The sequence below is a fragment of the Tissierellales bacterium genome (assembly GCA_025210965.1).
Lineage (GTDB): Bacteria > Bacillota > Clostridia > Tissierellales > JAOAQY01 > JAOAQY01.
The window spans coordinates 1-16,820 of the sequence record JAOAQY010000145.1; the positions used below are offsets into that span (position 1 = coordinate 1).

Genomic DNA, 16,820 nt, shown 5'->3' on the forward strand with positions numbered 1-16,820 from the left:
GGATTTCCTTCACTAATCGCGAATTGATATAATTGTGTCACAAATTATTTATCAGAAAGGGGAGTTTTCATGTCAACATTATTTCACTATATCACTAGCCTATCAGATTTCATTTGGGGTTATCCACTACTAATACTTTTAATTGGTGGAGGAATACTTATGAGTTTCACATTAGGCTTTTTCCAAATACGTTATTTGCCATTTATATTAAAAGAAACTTTCGGTAAAATTTTTTCTAAGCCCGAAGGTGAAGGGACTATTACTCCTTTCCAAGCCGCGTGTAGTGCTCTTGCATCAACAGTTGGAGCTGCAAATATCGTAGGCGTTCCTGTTGCCATAGCAACAGGCGGCCCTGGAGCAGTTTTTTGGATGTGGTCTGTTGCTCTAATTGGTCAAGCTACTAAGTTTTCTGAAATAATACTCGGAATCCACTACAGAGAAAAAAATTCAGAAGGTGAATTTGTAGGTGGTCCATATTACTATTTGAAAAAAGGCTTAAATGCTCCAATTCTAGGTGCTATGTGTTCATTTTTTTTCATGCTAGAAATTATTCCCTCTATATCTACTCAAACCTTATCTGTTTGTCAAACAGCAGAAACAATAGGTATACCAAAGCATATAACTGGGATTTTAGTCGCTATACTTGTTGGACTTGTAATATTCGGCGGAATAAAGAGAATTGCAAAATTAACAGAAAAACTAGTACCAATAATGGCTTCACTATTTGTAATTGGTACTCTATTAGTAGTATTAATTAATTTCAAAAACATTCCTCATGCCTTTGCTTTAATATTTAAAGGAGCATTTACACCTACCGCAGCCATTGGTGGTTTTAGTGGCGCTGCAATAGCTGCTACTCTAAAAGCAGGTATGGCTAGAGGAACATATTCTAATGAAGCTGGAATGGGAAGTGCACCTATCGCACACGCTGCTGCGGTAACCGACCATCCTGTAAGACAAGCTTTTTGGGGTGTCTTTGGAATTATAATAGATACCATGACAATATGTACTATGACAGCACTATCTGTTTTAACAACAGATGTATGGACTAAGGTTTCTGCAAATAATGCTGCATCAATGCCTGCACTTGTATTTCAAGATACATTTGGTCAAATACTTGGTGGTGGCTTTATGAGCCTTAGCATGCTGATGTTTGTATTATCAACAATAATAGTTATAGCATTTTACTGTGAAAAAATGGCAGAATCTCTATTTGGTCTTAAATTTGCTAAGTTTATAAGATTTATAGCTTTAGCTGCTATAGTTTATGGTTCATTCGGAGAATTAGAGAATTTATTTAAAATTCTTGATTTCTTCCTAGCATTAGTAATTATTCCAAATATGATTGGGGTTATAGGACTTAGAAAAACTGTAAAATCACTAACTAATGAATTCTTTAGTGATCCAAAATATTATCCAAAAGCATCTAAAAACAATAAATCAAAATCAGCTTAAAAATAAATAAAAAATATGCTCAATATTTGAGCATATTTTTTATTTATCTTCATTCCATATTTTTTCAAATTTCGGATTAAGCGTTCCTTTAAGTGTTTCTGCTTTTATCAAAAATTCTTGTGGTCCAGATGAATAAGGTGCTATAGCATATGTATTTAAACATATAACTAGCCCTTCTTTACTTATATAAAATTCTGCATCTTGAGCTAATTCTTCCAACTGCGATAAGTCTTCGTAATAATTTTCAGGATTCTTTTCAACTTCAGTTCTTATAGTAGCTGTAATAAGCGCTACATACTCATAACCATCAGCAAATAAATCTCTTAACTTTAGTAATTTAGTTTCATCAAGGCTATAAGTATAGTTTGCAAAATTTGATCCACCGTGAGCACCACCAGTATACTCAAATAAGAATCCTTTTACGCTAAAAATTTCTTCGTTTTTGAAACTTAAATTAAATTCCGCACCAGCATAAAGCTTTCTACTTCCTGTAAACTCTTTCGATTCTTCCTCAGTCAATTCATTTGCCAAATCTTCGATCATCTGACCATAATTAGAAATTTCTTGCTTCACACCTTTATTAATCTCTTCAAATCCATCAGCCTTACTTCCAACTATAGAAGGAATACTTAAATTTATTTCATAATTAGTTCCTTCTTTCTTTACTTCATCTATCTTTAAGTAAAAATTTTCTTCTATTTCATTACTACTCTCTTCAATTTCTACATTCTCTAAGACCTTATTTTCCGCTACCTCTTTTTTATTTTCTAGCAAATCATGCTTTTTTTGACAACCACTAACCATAATAGCTAGAATTAAACTCATAATCAATACTGCTTTTTTCATTAAAAAACCTCCTAACCTTATGAAGTATAGCATAATTCAAGCGGCTTTTTATGACTTTTTTATGACAAATTACATATGCAATCTTAATTTTAGATTATTGATAATTTCATCTAATTCTTCATAATACAATTGTATAGAACTATTATTACTATCATCATCATTTTCAAATAAAAACACAATCCCATACGAATCTAAGTAATATTTTTGATCTCTTGCAATTCCATAAAAATCAATTTTTTGATTAAAATCATTTGCTGCTCTCGCTTTTATTTTATTATCTAATATCCATTTGTATTGCCTTAAATCATTTTCAAGTATTTCATCCAATGATAGTGGCTCCCCTGAATGTAAATCATAGGTCTTTGACTCTATATACTTTTTGTTCTGTGATTCTTCATTTAAATATGCTCTATAAACAACGCTCATGTAGTTCTCGTCTACATATGATAGTGCTGTACTTTGATAATATTCTTTGCCTACTAATTGATACCTTTGAAGCATTTCATCCATTGTAGATTCTATATCTTCATTGATTCTTATTTCGATATCTTTATTTTTTAAATTTTTTATTTGAATGTAATCACTATTTTCTGCATTTTTGCTTTCAACTACACCTTTTTCATCGTTTCCAAATGCTTTGTAATAATATAAATAGTTTTCAACATCATAATAAAATCGGTTTTGGCTCATCTCAGAAAACTCTAATATTTGATTTGCTATTTCTCCAATCCAATTTTCCATATTTTCATTTTTTAGCACCGTCAACTTCAAAAATTCACTTTCACTTAGTTCACCATCTCTAAATGAAAAATAATCATATTCTGAATTTAAAAACAATGTATACGCAAAATTTTTGTATATATCCATAAATTTTCTTGAATAATACGTATCCTCATAGGTTTTTATATAGTTCTCTAATGTATTTAAAAAACCAATTATACTTTCAAAATTTAAAGTTTTACTTCTCATTTTGTTTTGTATATTCTGCACATGCCCCATAAGGTCAACATATTCATAACAATCATTCTCTATACCCTCTGTATAATCTGCAAGTTCATTATAATCTACTTCCAAGTTAAAAATTCTTCTATCTCCAATTCTATCTATCTTGTAAAAGCCGTCTTCAAGTGTATAAAAATAGTACTTAGCTCTTTTGTTCTCCAGTTTAGAAATTTTTTCTCTATCTAATTTCTCGTTCAAATCTTCAACATAAATTTTCTCATATCCATTTTCAAAAAAAGAGTCTCCAAGCAGCATAATCTTCGATTCTAATATTCTAACTATCTCTGCTAAAGCTTCTTCTCGCTCTGCTAATTCAATTTCACTATTTTTCAGTTTAGATTTACATGCCTTGAACAAAGCTTTTTCAGTAAACAAATCCTTATCTTCAGAAATTATAGCTGTCTCCATTGATTCATTAAAAATTTCTACATCATCTTTTTCATTTCTGTGTGCAAGGTCACTTTGACATGCAGTTCCAAGAAATATAATAATCAACAGTATATATACTAGTTTTTTCATTTTAATTCCCCATCTCATGCAATTCGCATTATTTAATATTAGCGATATAGTTCCTATAAATTATATCATATTGATTCTTGATGGGTTATATTTTTTTATTTTAATAAAAACTATACTTGTCCATATTATATGTTTTTTATATAATAAATATTAAAAGTGTTTAGGTTTTAATTTTATGATTGGAGTGATTTCATGTATAATATTCGTAATTTCCCAAAAATCGAATTACATTGTCACCTAGATGGAAGCGTTCGTCCTTCTACTATTATAGAGCTGGCAAAAAAAGAAAATTTAGAACTTCCTACTGAAAATTTAAAGGACTTCGAAAAATATGTTCAAGTCAGTAGTGAATGTAAATCATTAAAAGATTATCTTGAAAAGTTTGATTGGCCAATAAAAATCATGCAAAAAAAAGAAAATCTTAAAAGAGTAGCTTTCGAATTAATCGAAGATGTATCGAAACAAAATGTAAAATATATCGAAATAAGATTCGCACCAGTATTTCATTTAGAACAAGGACTCAGCTATGATGATGTTATAGAAAGTGTTCTAGCTGGACTTGCTCTTGGTTTAGAAAAATTTGATGTTCATTCAAATTTGATTTTGTCTTGTATGAGACATCTATCTGTAGATAAAAGTATAGAAGTAGTTGAAGCTGGTAAAAAGTATATAGGCAAGGGTGTTGTAGCTGTGGATTTAGCTGGAAATGAAGCTGATTTCCCACCAGAACTCCACAAAAAGGCATTTGATCTTGCCAAATCTTATGGCTATCATATTACAATTCACGCGGGTGAAACCGGCATTAGCAAAAACATAACTACTGCCATTTCAGAGCTTCATGCCGAGCGAATAGGTCATGGTGTAGCTGCTCAAAATGACGAGAATGTACTAGATGCTTTAAAAAAGTCAACCGTTTGTGTTGAAGCTTGTCCTACGAGCAATATTCACACATTGGCCGTAGAAAATTATTCTACTCATCCTATAAAATCATTTATGAATAGTAAAATATGTACTACCGTCAACACCGATAATATGACCGTATCAAATGTAGACTTGAACAAAGAATATCTTCATCTACAAAAGGAGCTTTCATTTTCAGATTCTGAATTAATGGAGTTGTATAAAAATGGAGTTGAACATTCTTTCGCAGATAGTGCGCTAAAAAAACAACTTATGACTTTTTTTTAATAACAAAAACAGCTACTCAAAAATTATATTTTTTTGAGTAGCTATTTTTATAATCTAAATCCAAATTTAATTTCCAATAATTCCTTGCTTAAAATCATCAATTTTCTCGTGTAATTTAGGGCTAAATGGTGCATAGAATAACCAAAAGCTTCCGATAAATGCTGCTATAAATATTGGCACATAGTAAGGGTATATTGGTAATATATCCATAGGTGTTGCTGTAGCTGGCTTTGCTCTCAAATATGAATAATTTCCATCTACTAAATAATTTAAAACCCCCACTATTGCAAAATAAACCAAAGTCCATCTACTGCTCCTGTATATAGATTCTTTGGTAGGCTTATACTCATAAACTAATATCATGAATATAAGCGAAATAATCATTCCACCATGACCAACAAAAAATTGGACAAACATTAGATGTGGAAATCCAAAACCAGATGTATCGGGAGTCATTAAAGCCATTATTCCTCCAGCTATCCCCCAAAAATAAGCTAATTCAAAACACTTATAGCTTTCACACATCAACATTCCAATACACAAGAAAATAGCTATTCTACATGTATATAATGGCAATGTCTCTCCTAACGTAAAATTACCACTTGTCACATACCACAAATATAATAATGATTGCTGTAAAATCAAAACAACTCCCAATACCTTTCTAAAACGATTTCTTCTCTTTTCGTTTTCAAAGGCATCCCTGTTTAAAAAAATGTAAACTAATACTAAAATGATAATTCCTAATGCTAATAAATGGTTTTGTGAAAAAAGTGGAAATGCCGTTTTTTCAATTTTTGATGCCCAAAACATCTCTTTGATATCCATCTCAACGCCTACTTTCTAAATAATCTGCCAGCGTCTTATTCTAGTATATTATTTTTTAAGCAAGATTAAATCAATCTTAAATTTTTCTTAAATTTCACTACTGCTCTCGAACAGAAAAAACACATCCACAATAATCTTGCCTATAAAGTTCCGCTTCATTGCTAAGCTCTACGGATCTCTTAAAACCATTTTTTTTCTTAAAATCACCATATAAAAAATTAGTTTTGTATGTTTTCCCTAATTCCTTGCCTATTTCATTAATCCACTGAGCATTTTTGTGGGGACTTATAGACAGTACTGTGGTAAAATAATCAAATCCCATTTTTTCTGCTAAACTAGCGGTTGCTTCCATTCTTAACTCATAGCATGCATAACATCTTTTACCGCCTTCAGCTTCGTTTTCAAGGCCTTTGATTTTATTAAAAAATTCATCAGCAACATACTCTGATTCTATAACCTCTATCTCTGAATCCTTATGGTATTCTAATAAATAAGATTTCAATTCCTCTAATCTTTTGTAATACTCGTTCTCTGGATAGGTATTTGGATTATAATAATAAATTTTTATATCAAAATTTTCAATCAAACGCTCTAATACCGCTGTGCTACAAGGGGCGCAGCACGAGTGCAATAGTAGTGTTGGTTTCTCTTTGTATTCTTTTTTTATAGCTTTGATCTGCTCTTCCATTTTTCTTTGATAATTTTCTTTCATAAATATTACCCTTTCATTTTTACAAATACAACTTTCAAATAATTGCTTCCCTTCATCATTTCATTACTTACAAAATCACTTGGCAATCTATAAACTTCTAATATCTCATAGTTCCTATTCTGATTTTCAAGCCCTTCTCTTATTTGTTTTTTAAACTTTCCGATACTCATAGCAGAACAATTAGTTGATGCAACTAGTATTCCTCCGTTTTTCGTTAATTTGGCACTTTTTTCTACCAATTCCCTATAATCTTTTTGTACAGAAAAACGGCGTTTCTTTGAATTCGCATAGCTTGGTGGATCTAAAACTACTAAATCATAAGACTCTCCTCTACTCGCTGCTTCATCAAAATAATCAAATACATCGCTAACAACAATTGATTGCCTACTTAAATCAATATTGTTTATTAAAAAATTCTCTTTTGTCTTCTCAAGACTCCTATTAGCTAAATCTACACTCGTAGTCATCGCTCCACTACTTGCCGCAGCCACAGAAAATGCACCCGTATAAGAAAATAAATTCAAACAAGTCATACCCTCATAGCTAATTTCCTTTATTTTTTTTCTAACCTCTTTTTGGTCTAAAAATATTCCAACCATAGCTCCATCATCTAAGTAAGTAGCATAATGAATGTTGTTTTCTAAAATAACTAAAGGACTTGGTGCTTCTACGCCACACGAAAAGCTCTTTTCTTCTATATATTTACCACTTTTATCAAATCTTCTCTTTTCATAAATCCCATTAAAATACATTACCGACTGTATGGCTTTTAGTATTTCATCTCTAAAAAAATAAATCCCCTCATTGTACCAATTAATCACTCCGTATCCATCAAACCAATCTATCGTAATACCGCCGATTCCATCGCCTTCTCCATTAAATATTCTAAATGCTGTAGTTTCCTCAGAACCAAAATAAGGCCCTCGGCGCGTAAGTGCAGCTGAAAATTTTCTAATAAAAAAATTCATATCTATATCTGTTTCTTTATTAGATAATATCCAACCACAACCCTTGTTTTGAGGACCATAATATGCTTTTGCTAAAAATTCGCCATCTTCATCAATTAAATCCAATAAATCTCCTGCATCAAAATCTATTTTAGGTAAACTTTCTGATTCCAATAAAGGATTTCCATTTGAATAGTACTCACTCCATGCACTACTTACTCTAATTATTTTATTCATACAACAACCTCTCTTTAATAAAAATATCATTCTACGGGTTATTATATCATAGCACTTTAAGTTGTTGTACAAAAATAAAACTACAATCCTAATTGATTTGATATCTCTTGCATTGCTTTAAGCGCCAGTTCTGCAAATTCTGGAAAAGGAAGACCAATTTCTTCTATAGCCCTCATTGCATCCCTATTTGCGCCAGCCGCGAAACGTTTTTCTTTCATTCTTTTAGTTATGGATTTGACCTTTACGCTATTTATCTTCTTGTCAGGATAAACCAATGTTATTGCTGTTATAAATCCTGTAATAGGATCTGCTGCATAAATTGCTTTTTCTAGAGTGGTTTCTCTATTAGAATTATTTTCAGGGTTGTGAGCAAGTATTGCTCTATATAATGTTTCATCTCCATAATTGTTTTCTTTCAACAACTCTATAGTTTTGGGACCATGTTTACTCATATCAGTTTCCCAACCACATACATCATTGTCTAAATCATGAAGTAACCCAGACATAGCCCAAAGTTCTTCATCTTGCGGCGCATATTTTTTCGCAAGTGATCTCATTACCGCTTCTACCGCATAAGAATGTGTAATAATATGTTCTGTGGTAACATATTTATTTAATAACGCTTCAGCCTTGTCTCTGTTGTACATTTAAACTCCCCCTAATTAACACTTTATTTTTTTCAGGCAAATCCCTGCACTATCTTCTTCTAATTTTAAAATAAAATCAAATTGATCTATTTCTAAACACAGCTCAAAATCTTCTTTTGGTGACCAGTTTTGACTATTTTCATCAAAAAAACGTGCACCATCACCTTTTTTCAATAATTCTATTTTTTCTGCCATTGAATAATCTTCATCTTCTAACCTAGCAGCTAAATACTCCGCAAAATACTCGTCTTCCATAGTAATAAGCTCACCAGCATAACCCATCGCTACAAGCGATACTGTTTTCGGTTTTTGCTCTTTTATATACCTACATATAGCACCTGCATTCACAAAACTTCCGGTTATTATTTCATCAGCATTTACCGCATTTACTATTCCTTGTGTTCCTGCACTAGTCGTCTGTATTATAACCTTACCTTTAAAATCAATACCTCTCAATCTATGCGGTGAATTTCCATAGTCAAAACCAGGCAATATATCTCCATCCCGTTCTCCAATTGTTATGGCATCAGGATATATTTTCTTAGCTTCCCAAACAGATTCTATTTCTCCTCTAGGTATTATTTTGTCTGCTCCTTGACCTATCAAATAACAAGCTGTAGTAAATGCCCTAAATACATCTATAATAACTACTAATCCTCTTGCATTCTTAGCTCCCTCTATTAAATGAAGTCTTTTGATTTCCATTATTCTGTCACAATCCTTTTTATATAGTCTCTGAATATTAAATTAACAAATTGATGACTCATCTCCTCCATTTTTTCAAAATCATCAAATTTAATAATCTCTATAAGACCTTCCATAAAAGCATGCACTATTACGTGCGCTATATAAGATTCACCTACTTTATATTTATTAACTTCAGTCAAGTGATCAATAGCTGCTTTCATTCTATTTTCCAAAAACAAAGTAATTTGTCTCTTGCTTCCTTCAAACCTGCTTCCATTTGCACCTTCTAAAAGAATTATCAATTCACTGCGATATTCTCTAGCAATATCTATAAATTTGTCAACCTTTTCCGTCAATACACTTGGATCTTCAAAAACGCTTATATTGCTATTTCTATCGGCAGCAGTCTCTATAGTTTCAACTAACGCAATTACCAATTCATATGCTGGTTCAACAATATACTTAAATAGCGCTTCTTTGTTATCAAAATATCTGTATATATTTCCAACCGTTATTTGCGAATCTTTTGCAATTTTGCGCATTGAAGCATGTTCATATCCATTTGCTAAAAATTCTTTTTTTGCATTTTCAACTATATTATCATGTACTAATTTCTTTTTTACTTGCATAATACTCTCCCTATCCCATAAGATTTTGTATCTTAACTTTAGGTATACTACGTATTCAACAAAATGTCAAATCACAAAATAATTCTCAAATAAATACTCTATAGAGATTACTCTATAGAGTGTTTATTTGTTTTATCTATCTGAATACTTTTCTAAAATCATGACAACCTCGTCTATATTTTCTAGAAGTATATCTACAAGTTTAGGTTCAAACATGGCTCCTCTTTGTTCTTCAAAGTATTTTAATGTTTCTTCGATTGACCATGCCTTTTTGTAACATCTATCATGCGTCAATGCATCAAATACATCAGCCACTGTTGTTACCCTAGCAGCTATGTGGATATCATCCCCTTTCTTTCCGTATGGATAACCAGTTCCATCCCATCTTTCATGATGCTCTAGCGCTATTGTAGATGCTATTTGCAATATATCCCTTCTAGAATTTTTTAATATATTGTATCCCAGTAATGCATGAGTTTTCATTATTTCAAATTCTTCATCAGTTAATCGCCCTGGCTTCAAAAGTATGCTGTCTGGTATACCTATTTTCCCTATATCATGCATTGGCACTCCAGTCTTTATAAGTTCAACCATTGTAGAATTTATTCCATATTTTTTAGCCAATAGTGATGCAATCTCTGATACTCTACGAACATGATGAGCTGTGGATTCGCTTTTTTTCTCCACAATCTCTCCTAACGTAAAAATCACTTCTTTCTGAGTATCATGAATATCTTTGTTCAACTGATAATTGTCAAACGCTATCGAAAAATTAGTCATAAATATTTTTAGCAAACTCTTATCTAAATCGCTTATATCCTCATTGCCTTCCATATATATATAATTATCGATATTATTTACTCCCTTATGATGACCTAAATAACAATTCTTTTTAAATCTCACTTCATTTTCGCTCATATTCTCAAATGTACCGACAACATCACTAGGCAAAATCTCTTCCATTTTTTGACCAATGTAATCTTTGTACTTCCCTATCCCTGCAAATATTACATTTCCATCTTCTTTTTTTAGAGCTATAAAGCCTTCATTTTGATGATTTTCTATGGTCCTAGCAAAAAATGCATCTTTTTCAAAATCGAATAGTGATGATAATTGGTACAATATTCCACCAACAAATTTATTAAAAGATCTATATTTAAACAAATCTGTCGATGCTTCTATAACTTGCTCTAATCCCTTTTTATTGCTCTCAATTATCATCAAATCCCTATATGATCTAAGACCCGAGTATAGAGTAGTATACAGTTTTTGGACTGTCAGTTCTGTTTTTGACTTATAATCATTTATATCATACTCTGCTATAATTCTTTCTTCAGGTGCTTTTCCAGGTTGCCCAGTTCTAAGAACTATTCTCACAAAATTATTTTGCAAATCATCTCTGATATATTTTACAACTTCAAGACCAGAATGATCATTTTCCATGACAACATCTAAAAAAACCAATGCTATATCATCATTTTCTTTAAATAATTCTATAGTTTCACTCCCTGAATAAGCATCGATAAATTCCAAACCCATGCCTTCAAACGTAAAATCTTCTAAAATCATTTTCGTTAATTTATGAACCTCTTCGTCATCATCAGCTATAACAACCTTAAACTTGTGACTTGGAGCTACATCTTCAATTTCTTCATCATCAATTAAAAAATCTAAATTCAAACCGCTCTTATCCAATTCCATAAAAGCTCCTCCATTCATAATGAACTTTTCTAATTGATACCCAATATATAAAAAATCATTCGCCTTTTAATTTTTTAATTGGAAAATCTTTGAAAACGCTACTTTATATCCTTATTCCATCTCCCGTTTGCCTTTGAATCCTTGAGCTTATCAAACTCCTCTTTAACATTTTTTATTCTTCCTTTTTCAACTCTTCGCTCAAACCTTCTCTCTTCCCACGATTCAAAAATTTGATCCATATCATATCCTAATGGATAAAGCATATCTTTTTTAAATTTCAATTTTATTCGGCTTATATGTTCTTTGTAGTACTTTTTTGTTCTATCATTAAATAATACAACATTACCGTATTCATCTGGTCCATCATAAAAAATTACTTCCCATGATCTTTTTAAATCATTAACTCTATCTCCTCTATCAAACTTCTCATATGTTTTTTTAGCTTTATTTTTCTTGTTTTTCTTATTTCTATGCTCAAGCTTTATATCCTCTTCAAATTCACTTACCATAACTTTCATGTTTTTACTATACAACTTTGCTTTTTTCAAAACCTTTGGTTCTAATTTTAGCTGCTCTGATATCCAAAAAGCCTGACTTTCTCCACTCTTTCCGATTTCCAATTTGTATTTTGGTTTCAATGTTTCAGGATCAAATGACATTCTTGCATTTTCAAATCCTATACACTTTTCACTAAAATCTTTAATTTCCCCATAATGTGTTGTAACTAATGTAAGCGCACCCTTCTCATAAAGTCTCTCAAGTATTGCTATTCCAAGAGCAGAACCTTCTTTAGGGTCAGTCCCTGTTCCTATCTCATCACTCAAAATTAATACTCCTGGCCTAGCTTTATTTACTATTTCTACTAACCTCTTCATATGCCCTGAAAAAGTACTAAGCGATGTTTGTATATTCTGTGCATCCCCTATATCTACCAATATATCTTCTAACACCGTATATTGACTATTCTTAGAAGATGGTGGCAATAAGCCTGATTGTACCATCAATTGTAAAAGCCCGACTGTTTTTAACACTACAGTTTTACCACCGGTATTAGGGCCTGTAATAACCAGTGTTCTATATTGATTACCTATACTAAGATTTAATGGCACAACACTACCCTCTATAAGCGGATGTTTCCCATCTTCTATCATTATATATTCATTTTCAGTCAATGTAGGTTCTTCTGCCTTTATACTTATAGCATACTTAGCTTTAGCATATATAAAATCAAATGTTGCGAATGCTTCTACATTTAACTCTATAGCTTTTACATTTTCAATTACAAAACCTGTTAAAAATGATAATATTTGATATACAATTTCCTGTTCTTGTCCCTCTACATTCTCTAATTCTAAATTGTATTTCATTATTGATTTTGGTTCTACAAACAAAGTTGAACCGCTAGATGACTTTTCTATAACTTCACCTTCTACCTTATTTTTATAAATCGATTTTACTAAAAGCACCCTATGTCCTTTTTTTATTGTAGAATAATGCTCTTGAAGATATGGCTCCCAGTTTTTATTTGTCAAAAGATTCATCATTTTTTGCTCAATTTTTGAATATAATTGGCTTTTTTGAATTCTTAACTTCTGCAGTTTACTATCTGCTTCATCTCTAACTCCTTTACTACAAATCATATCTTCTATCGCTTCTTCTAAATTACTCATTTCAGCTATAGATAAAGCATATTTAGACAAAATCGGTGAATAAGTTTCTATTTTCGCCATCTTCTGTTTAAACAATCGAGATCCTCTTATAAAATCAGATATTTTAAGCAATTCATCTGGTAATAGAACACTTCCTTTTTCAGCTTTTTCTAATAATGGAGATATATCGTATATGCCATATAAATTAGGTGCTAGTCCATTTTCTATTAAATATTTAGCTTCTGAAACCTCACTCAGCCTTATTTTTATAGCATCTAATTTCTTGTAAAATCTAATATCCTCAACTCTTTTTTTCCCTAATTTACTTTGGGTATATTCCTTGATATTTTCTTTAATTTTTTCAAATTCTAATAATTTCTGTACATTTTCATTCATTTCTAAATCCTCCTTTTTGAGTTGATTTAAAAACTTTCCAATCAAGATAATCAATAAAATAAAAAAAGCACCTACATAGGCACTCCATCATAAAATTCAGCTCTAAATTATATCGAAATATAATAAACCACAAAGCCGTTCTATAAATGTAAAAAAATCGCAACGAGAAAGTTCCTAATCAACCAATAAATGGGCACAAAAAACACACGTCAAAATACATAGTTTCAACTACTGCCCACAAATCATAAACTTTTTTTGATTATAAAACTATTCCTCGCATAAATCTCCTTATTAATTACATTGTTTTTTTCATAGTAACAAAAATTTTTTTATATGTCAATTAAGTTCTACAAATTCCTTTAAATTTGTGGAACTTAATTGATTTCTATTATATACTTATACTATAAGATTTTTTAATTTTTACGAGGGGGGATTGCCTTGAAAATCGGTAAATTTGCAGCAAAGCACGGTATTTCTATAGATACTGTTCGACATTATATGAACCTCGGACTTCTCTTTCCAGAAAAAATGGGCGGTTGGTATGAATTCGGAGACAATTGTAATGAATCCATAGATGCCATTTTGCATTATAAAGAAATGGGCTTTTCTCTTGATGAAATTCACGAACTACTAAATTTCCAACGTTTTAGTCGTTTGACCATAAAAACTGATTTAGAATTTTTCAAAAGTAAATTTCTTTCAAAAACTAAGGATTTAGAAGTTGAAATGGAACATCTAGAACACAAATTACGAGTTATTTCAAATCTTCTTGATAAAATAGACCATCTTGAAGAATCAAAATTTCCAACTCATGCAACTGGTGTACCTTTAGATTTTTTAAATGCCCTTCAATGTCCTATTTGTAAAAAAAACTTTGATCTTACTCAAGCAAATATCGTTCACAATATGATTACTCATGGTGAATTAAAATGTGATTGTGGAAATCATTGGCAAATCGTGCATGGTATACTAGCAGAAAAACACCTATCTGATAAATTTGTAAATCTTTCTTCTGAAGAAGTCATTGAACGAAACATTCATTTGAAAACAGATTACTACAAATCTACAAGTAGTAAATTTCTAGATTTTATATTTCAAGGTGTCGAATGGCAAAGACAAAGATTGATAGATTTATTAACTCCAAATTCTATAATACTAGAACCTGGAATTGGGCTTGGTATTGCTCTTAGTAATTTCTATGATTATCTACCTGATGATATGAGGTATATTGGAGTAGATGATCAATTTGAAAGATTACTTTTTGTAAAAACTCTATTTGATAGGGAATATAATCCTAAAAGGCTAATGTACATATGTTGCTCTTTTGATCACATTCCTTTAAAACCAGATAGTGTTGATTTTGTAATGGATTATAAAGGCAGTTTCGATTATAATTCCCAACATGATATTTGGCTTACTGAAAACCTCAAGACATTGTTAAAAGACGGTGCTCACTGGATTGGAAGTTTCTTATTTTACTCTAAACAAAGTGAACTAATGAATTATCCTGAAAGTATTAGACGAGTGCTAGACTTAAAAAACATCCAAGAAGATTTTAAAAATCATGCGATGGAAGTCGAACTTCAAAAGATTATAGGGCCTGTTGATGAATCAGGTAAAACCGAAATATTTAAAAATGGATTGTCCTTGTATCAATGGCTGATGCTAGGAAAAAATGAAAAAGCATAGGGTCTACTCTATGTTTTTTTATTTATCTAAAAAGAAACCCATTTCCTACAAGACTAATAGTGCTTTGACCACATTTTACATAATAATTACATTATATTTTTTATTTTATCTATTGATGTTGTGTGCTCTCTATGCTTTATACTAAAGACAAATAAGAAGTTAATAATTCTTAGGGTGAAATTGAAAGGAGAATTCTTATGTTTAAAAAATTTAGAAATCTATTATCGGAAGCTGAAATTGAAACTAGTCAAATTGGTCAAAATAAAGACTTTGGTCTTGAACAATATCTAAAACTTGAGTATATGCGTAGATAGTATGGCGTTTAATACTCATAAACTAATAACATTACATCTAAGAAATAAAAAAACCTGTAGCTAATTTCTTTTTTAAAGATAATTTCTACAGGTTTTTTGTTTCTATATTTTATTTCTAATTTTTGATTTCTTGAAGTAATATCTCGCAAGCTGCAATTTGTGCTTTTATCGACAAATCATAGAGTTCTCCTCTTCCTAGCAAATCATTTCCTTCATTTATATAAAGACTTTCAAGCAATGCCTCTAATTGTTCTATTCCATAATTCGGGTCTTCCGCAATTTTCTTTTTAGTAAATATATAGGTATTGTCAAATATTTTTTGGTATCTTTCATTCAATACTTCTTCCATCATAAACATCTCTTTTACCTCCCAATGTGATACATTTATACTTTAATATCTTCATAAATTATATCATCATTGTCAATACAAAACCAATACACGATAAAATGCCAAATATAATAGCCCCATGAGTTATTGCACTTCCAATTTCATTTTTTATATTTTTAAAATCAACAGATAATCCTAGACCTGTCATAGCTAGCAAAATTAAAAAATCACTAATTTTAAGTAATAAATCAACTATATTAGATGGCAAAAATCCACTTAGACCTATTGCTGTAGTTATGCAAAATCCTAGAACATATCCTGGTAATTTAGCACTTTTTTCTTTAACACCAAATATTTTTGACAATAGTAAGGAAACAGGAACTAACATCAGCACTCTAATTAATTTTATCATAGTTCCCATCTCTTTTGCTACAGCTCCTCCTGCTCCAGCAGCTGCAATTGCATGAGCTACTCCATGTAGCGTAAGCCCTGACCAGAGCCCATAATGAATCTGATTCATTGGATATAGCTTAAATATGAAAGTATATCCCATAACTCCGATAGCACCAAGTAAACTAACAACTGAAACGGCTACAGCAGTATCCTCTTTCTTAGCTTCTATGCTATCTGATAATGCTACAACTGCAGATGCTCCACAAATTGAAGATCCAAGTCCTATTAACATTGCCGTTTTCTTATTAACTTTTAATATTCTTTGAAAAATTATTGCTAAACTAGTAGCTAGAATAACATATAGTATTACAATAAATATACTTTTTATTCCCAGCGTTTTTATTCCTTCAGCACTCATTTTAAATCCAAGTAATACAATCCCAGTTTTTAGCATTTTCTTTTGACAAAATGCTATACCACAATCATATTTTTTTGAAGTTCCAACTAAATTAACCCAAGCCATACCAATTAATATACCCCAAGTAAGAGTTTCAAGCTTAAAATAATTCGAAGTAATATTTTGAATAATAAAAGCTAATGTAGCTAAAAATAGAACCAATGATAAACCTTTTAAATATTTTTTCAAATTAAAA

The 16,820-nt window shown here is 31.0% G+C and carries 15 protein-coding genes; 3 read left to right on the plus strand and 12 right to left on the minus strand.

Going from position 1 to position 16,820, the window contains the following annotated elements:
- Positions 1-69: 69 nt before the first annotated feature.
- Positions 70-1,455: a sodium:alanine symporter family protein gene (locus N4A40_10175; GenBank protein ID MCT4662215.1), complete on the plus strand. Its 1,386-nt coding sequence runs from the start codon at positions 70-72 to the stop codon at positions 1,453-1,455.
- 39 nt (positions 1,456-1,494) lie between these two features.
- Here N4A40_10175 and N4A40_10180 read toward each other — a convergent pair whose 3' ends face one another.
- Together N4A40_10180 and N4A40_10185 are read right to left on the minus strand one after the other, a co-directional pair.
- Positions 1,495-2,301 carry a DUF3298 and DUF4163 domain-containing protein gene (locus N4A40_10180; GenBank protein MCT4662216.1) on the minus strand — a complete coding sequence of 269 codons (807 nt, stop codon included), beginning with the start codon at positions 2,299-2,301 and terminating at the stop codon, positions 1,495-1,497.
- A 69-nt stretch (positions 2,302-2,370) separates the two neighbouring features.
- Entirely contained in the window at positions 2,371-3,822 is a 1,452-nt protein-coding gene (locus N4A40_10185; GenBank protein MCT4662217.1) for a hypothetical protein, read from the minus strand.
- Positions 3,823-4,014: 192 nt separating this feature from the next.
- Here N4A40_10185 and add point away from each other — a divergent pair, with 192 nt between their 5' ends.
- Positions 4,015-5,010, plus strand: coding sequence for an adenosine deaminase (gene add / locus N4A40_10190; GenBank protein ID MCT4662218.1), 996 nt, complete (start codon positions 4,015-4,017; stop codon positions 5,008-5,010).
- A 66-nt stretch (positions 5,011-5,076) separates the two neighbouring features.
- Here the strand turns inward: add and N4A40_10195 are convergent, their stop codons facing one another.
- The 8 genes from N4A40_10195 to N4A40_10230 form a co-directional block, all read right to left on the minus strand.
- Positions 5,077-5,838, minus strand: coding sequence for a TIGR02206 family membrane protein (locus N4A40_10195; protein MCT4662219.1), 762 nt, complete (start codon positions 5,836-5,838; stop codon positions 5,077-5,079).
- Positions 5,839-5,935: 97 nt separating this feature from the next.
- Positions 5,936-6,550, minus strand: a complete 615-nt coding sequence (locus tag N4A40_10200) for an epoxyqueuosine reductase QueH (GenBank protein MCT4662220.1) — start codon at positions 6,548-6,550, stop codon at positions 5,936-5,938.
- A gap of 5 nt (positions 6,551-6,555) precedes the next feature.
- Positions 6,556-7,734 carry a class I SAM-dependent rRNA methyltransferase gene (locus N4A40_10205; GenBank protein ID MCT4662221.1) on the minus strand — a complete coding sequence of 393 codons (1,179 nt, stop codon included), beginning with the start codon at positions 7,732-7,734 and terminating at the stop codon, positions 6,556-6,558.
- 80 nt (positions 7,735-7,814) lie between these two features.
- On the minus strand, positions 7,815-8,381 hold the full coding sequence (locus tag N4A40_10210; protein ID MCT4662222.1) for an HD domain-containing protein: 567 nt from the start codon (positions 8,379-8,381) through the stop codon (positions 7,815-7,817).
- Between the two features lie 15 nt (positions 8,382-8,396).
- Complete coding sequence (locus N4A40_10215) at positions 8,397-9,086, minus strand: 2-phosphosulfolactate phosphatase (GenBank protein MCT4662223.1); 690 nt, start codon at positions 9,084-9,086, stop codon at positions 8,397-8,399.
- Positions 9,086-9,697 (minus strand): TetR/AcrR family transcriptional regulator, encoded by a 612-nt coding sequence (locus N4A40_10220; protein MCT4662224.1) that lies wholly within the window; start codon positions 9,695-9,697, stop codon positions 9,086-9,088. Before N4A40_10220 ends, N4A40_10215 begins: the two co-directional genes overlap by 1 nt.
- Before the next feature lie 132 nt (positions 9,698-9,829).
- On the minus strand, positions 9,830-11,398 hold the full coding sequence (locus tag N4A40_10225) for a DUF3369 domain-containing protein (protein MCT4662225.1): 1,569 nt from the start codon (positions 11,396-11,398) through the stop codon (positions 9,830-9,832).
- 98 nt (positions 11,399-11,496) lie between these two features.
- Positions 11,497-13,443 (minus strand): hypothetical protein, encoded by a 1,947-nt coding sequence (locus tag N4A40_10230; GenBank protein ID MCT4662226.1) that lies wholly within the window; start codon positions 13,441-13,443, stop codon positions 11,497-11,499.
- 438 nt (positions 13,444-13,881) lie between these two features.
- On the opposite strand from N4A40_10230, the gene N4A40_10235 reads away from it, so the two are divergent.
- The gene (locus N4A40_10235; GenBank protein ID MCT4662227.1) at positions 13,882-15,132 is read left to right on the plus strand and encodes a MerR family transcriptional regulator; all 1,251 of its coding nucleotides are present in this window, start codon (positions 13,882-13,884) and stop codon (positions 15,130-15,132) included.
- 429 nt (positions 15,133-15,561) lie between these two features.
- Here the strand turns inward: N4A40_10235 and N4A40_10240 are convergent, their stop codons facing one another.
- Positions 15,562-15,804: a hypothetical protein gene (locus N4A40_10240; GenBank protein MCT4662228.1), complete on the minus strand. Its 243-nt coding sequence runs from the start codon at positions 15,802-15,804 to the stop codon at positions 15,562-15,564.
- A 49-nt stretch (positions 15,805-15,853) separates the two neighbouring features.
- Entirely contained in the window at positions 15,854-16,813 is a 960-nt protein-coding gene (locus tag N4A40_10245; protein ID MCT4662229.1) for a putative sulfate exporter family transporter, read from the minus strand.
- Positions 16,814-16,820 lie beyond the last annotated feature (7 nt).

Excerpts from the sequence above, each read along its gene's own strand:
- N4A40_10225 (MCT4662225.1), bottom strand. The coding sequence starts at position 11,398 with ATGGAATTGGATAAGAGCGGTTTGAATTTAGATTTTTTAATTGATGAT.
- N4A40_10200 (MCT4662220.1), bottom strand. The coding sequence starts at position 6,550 with ATGAAAGAAAATTATCAAAGAAAAATGGAAGAGCAGATCAAAGCTATA.
- N4A40_10180 (MCT4662216.1), bottom strand. The coding sequence starts at position 2,301 with ATGAAAAAAGCAGTATTGATTATGAGTTTAATTCTAGCTATTATGGTT.
- N4A40_10230 (MCT4662226.1), bottom strand. The coding sequence starts at position 13,443 with ATGAATGAAAATGTACAGAAATTATTAGAATTTGAAAAAATTAAAGAA.
- N4A40_10210 (MCT4662222.1), bottom strand. The coding sequence starts at position 8,381 with ATGTACAACAGAGACAAGGCTGAAGCGTTATTAAATAAATATGTTACC.
- N4A40_10195 (MCT4662219.1), bottom strand. The coding sequence starts at position 5,838 with ATGGATATCAAAGAGATGTTTTGGGCATCAAAAATTGAAAAAACGGCA.
- N4A40_10175 (MCT4662215.1), top strand. The coding sequence starts at position 70 with ATGTCAACATTATTTCACTATATCACTAGCCTATCAGATTTCATTTGG.
- N4A40_10205 (MCT4662221.1), bottom strand. The coding sequence starts at position 7,734 with ATGAATAAAATAATTAGAGTAAGTAGTGCATGGAGTGAGTACTATTCA.
- N4A40_10185 (MCT4662217.1), bottom strand. The coding sequence starts at position 3,822 with ATGAAAAAACTAGTATATATACTGTTGATTATTATATTTCTTGGAACT.
- N4A40_10215 (MCT4662223.1), bottom strand. The coding sequence starts at position 9,086 with ATGGAAATCAAAAGACTTCATTTAATAGAGGGAGCTAAGAATGCAAGA.
- add (MCT4662218.1), top strand. The coding sequence starts at position 4,015 with ATGTATAATATTCGTAATTTCCCAAAAATCGAATTACATTGTCACCTA.
- N4A40_10240 (MCT4662228.1), bottom strand. The coding sequence starts at position 15,804 with ATGTTTATGATGGAAGAAGTATTGAATGAAAGATACCAAAAAATATTT.
- N4A40_10220 (MCT4662224.1), bottom strand. The coding sequence starts at position 9,697 with ATGCAAGTAAAAAAGAAATTAGTACATGATAATATAGTTGAAAATGCA.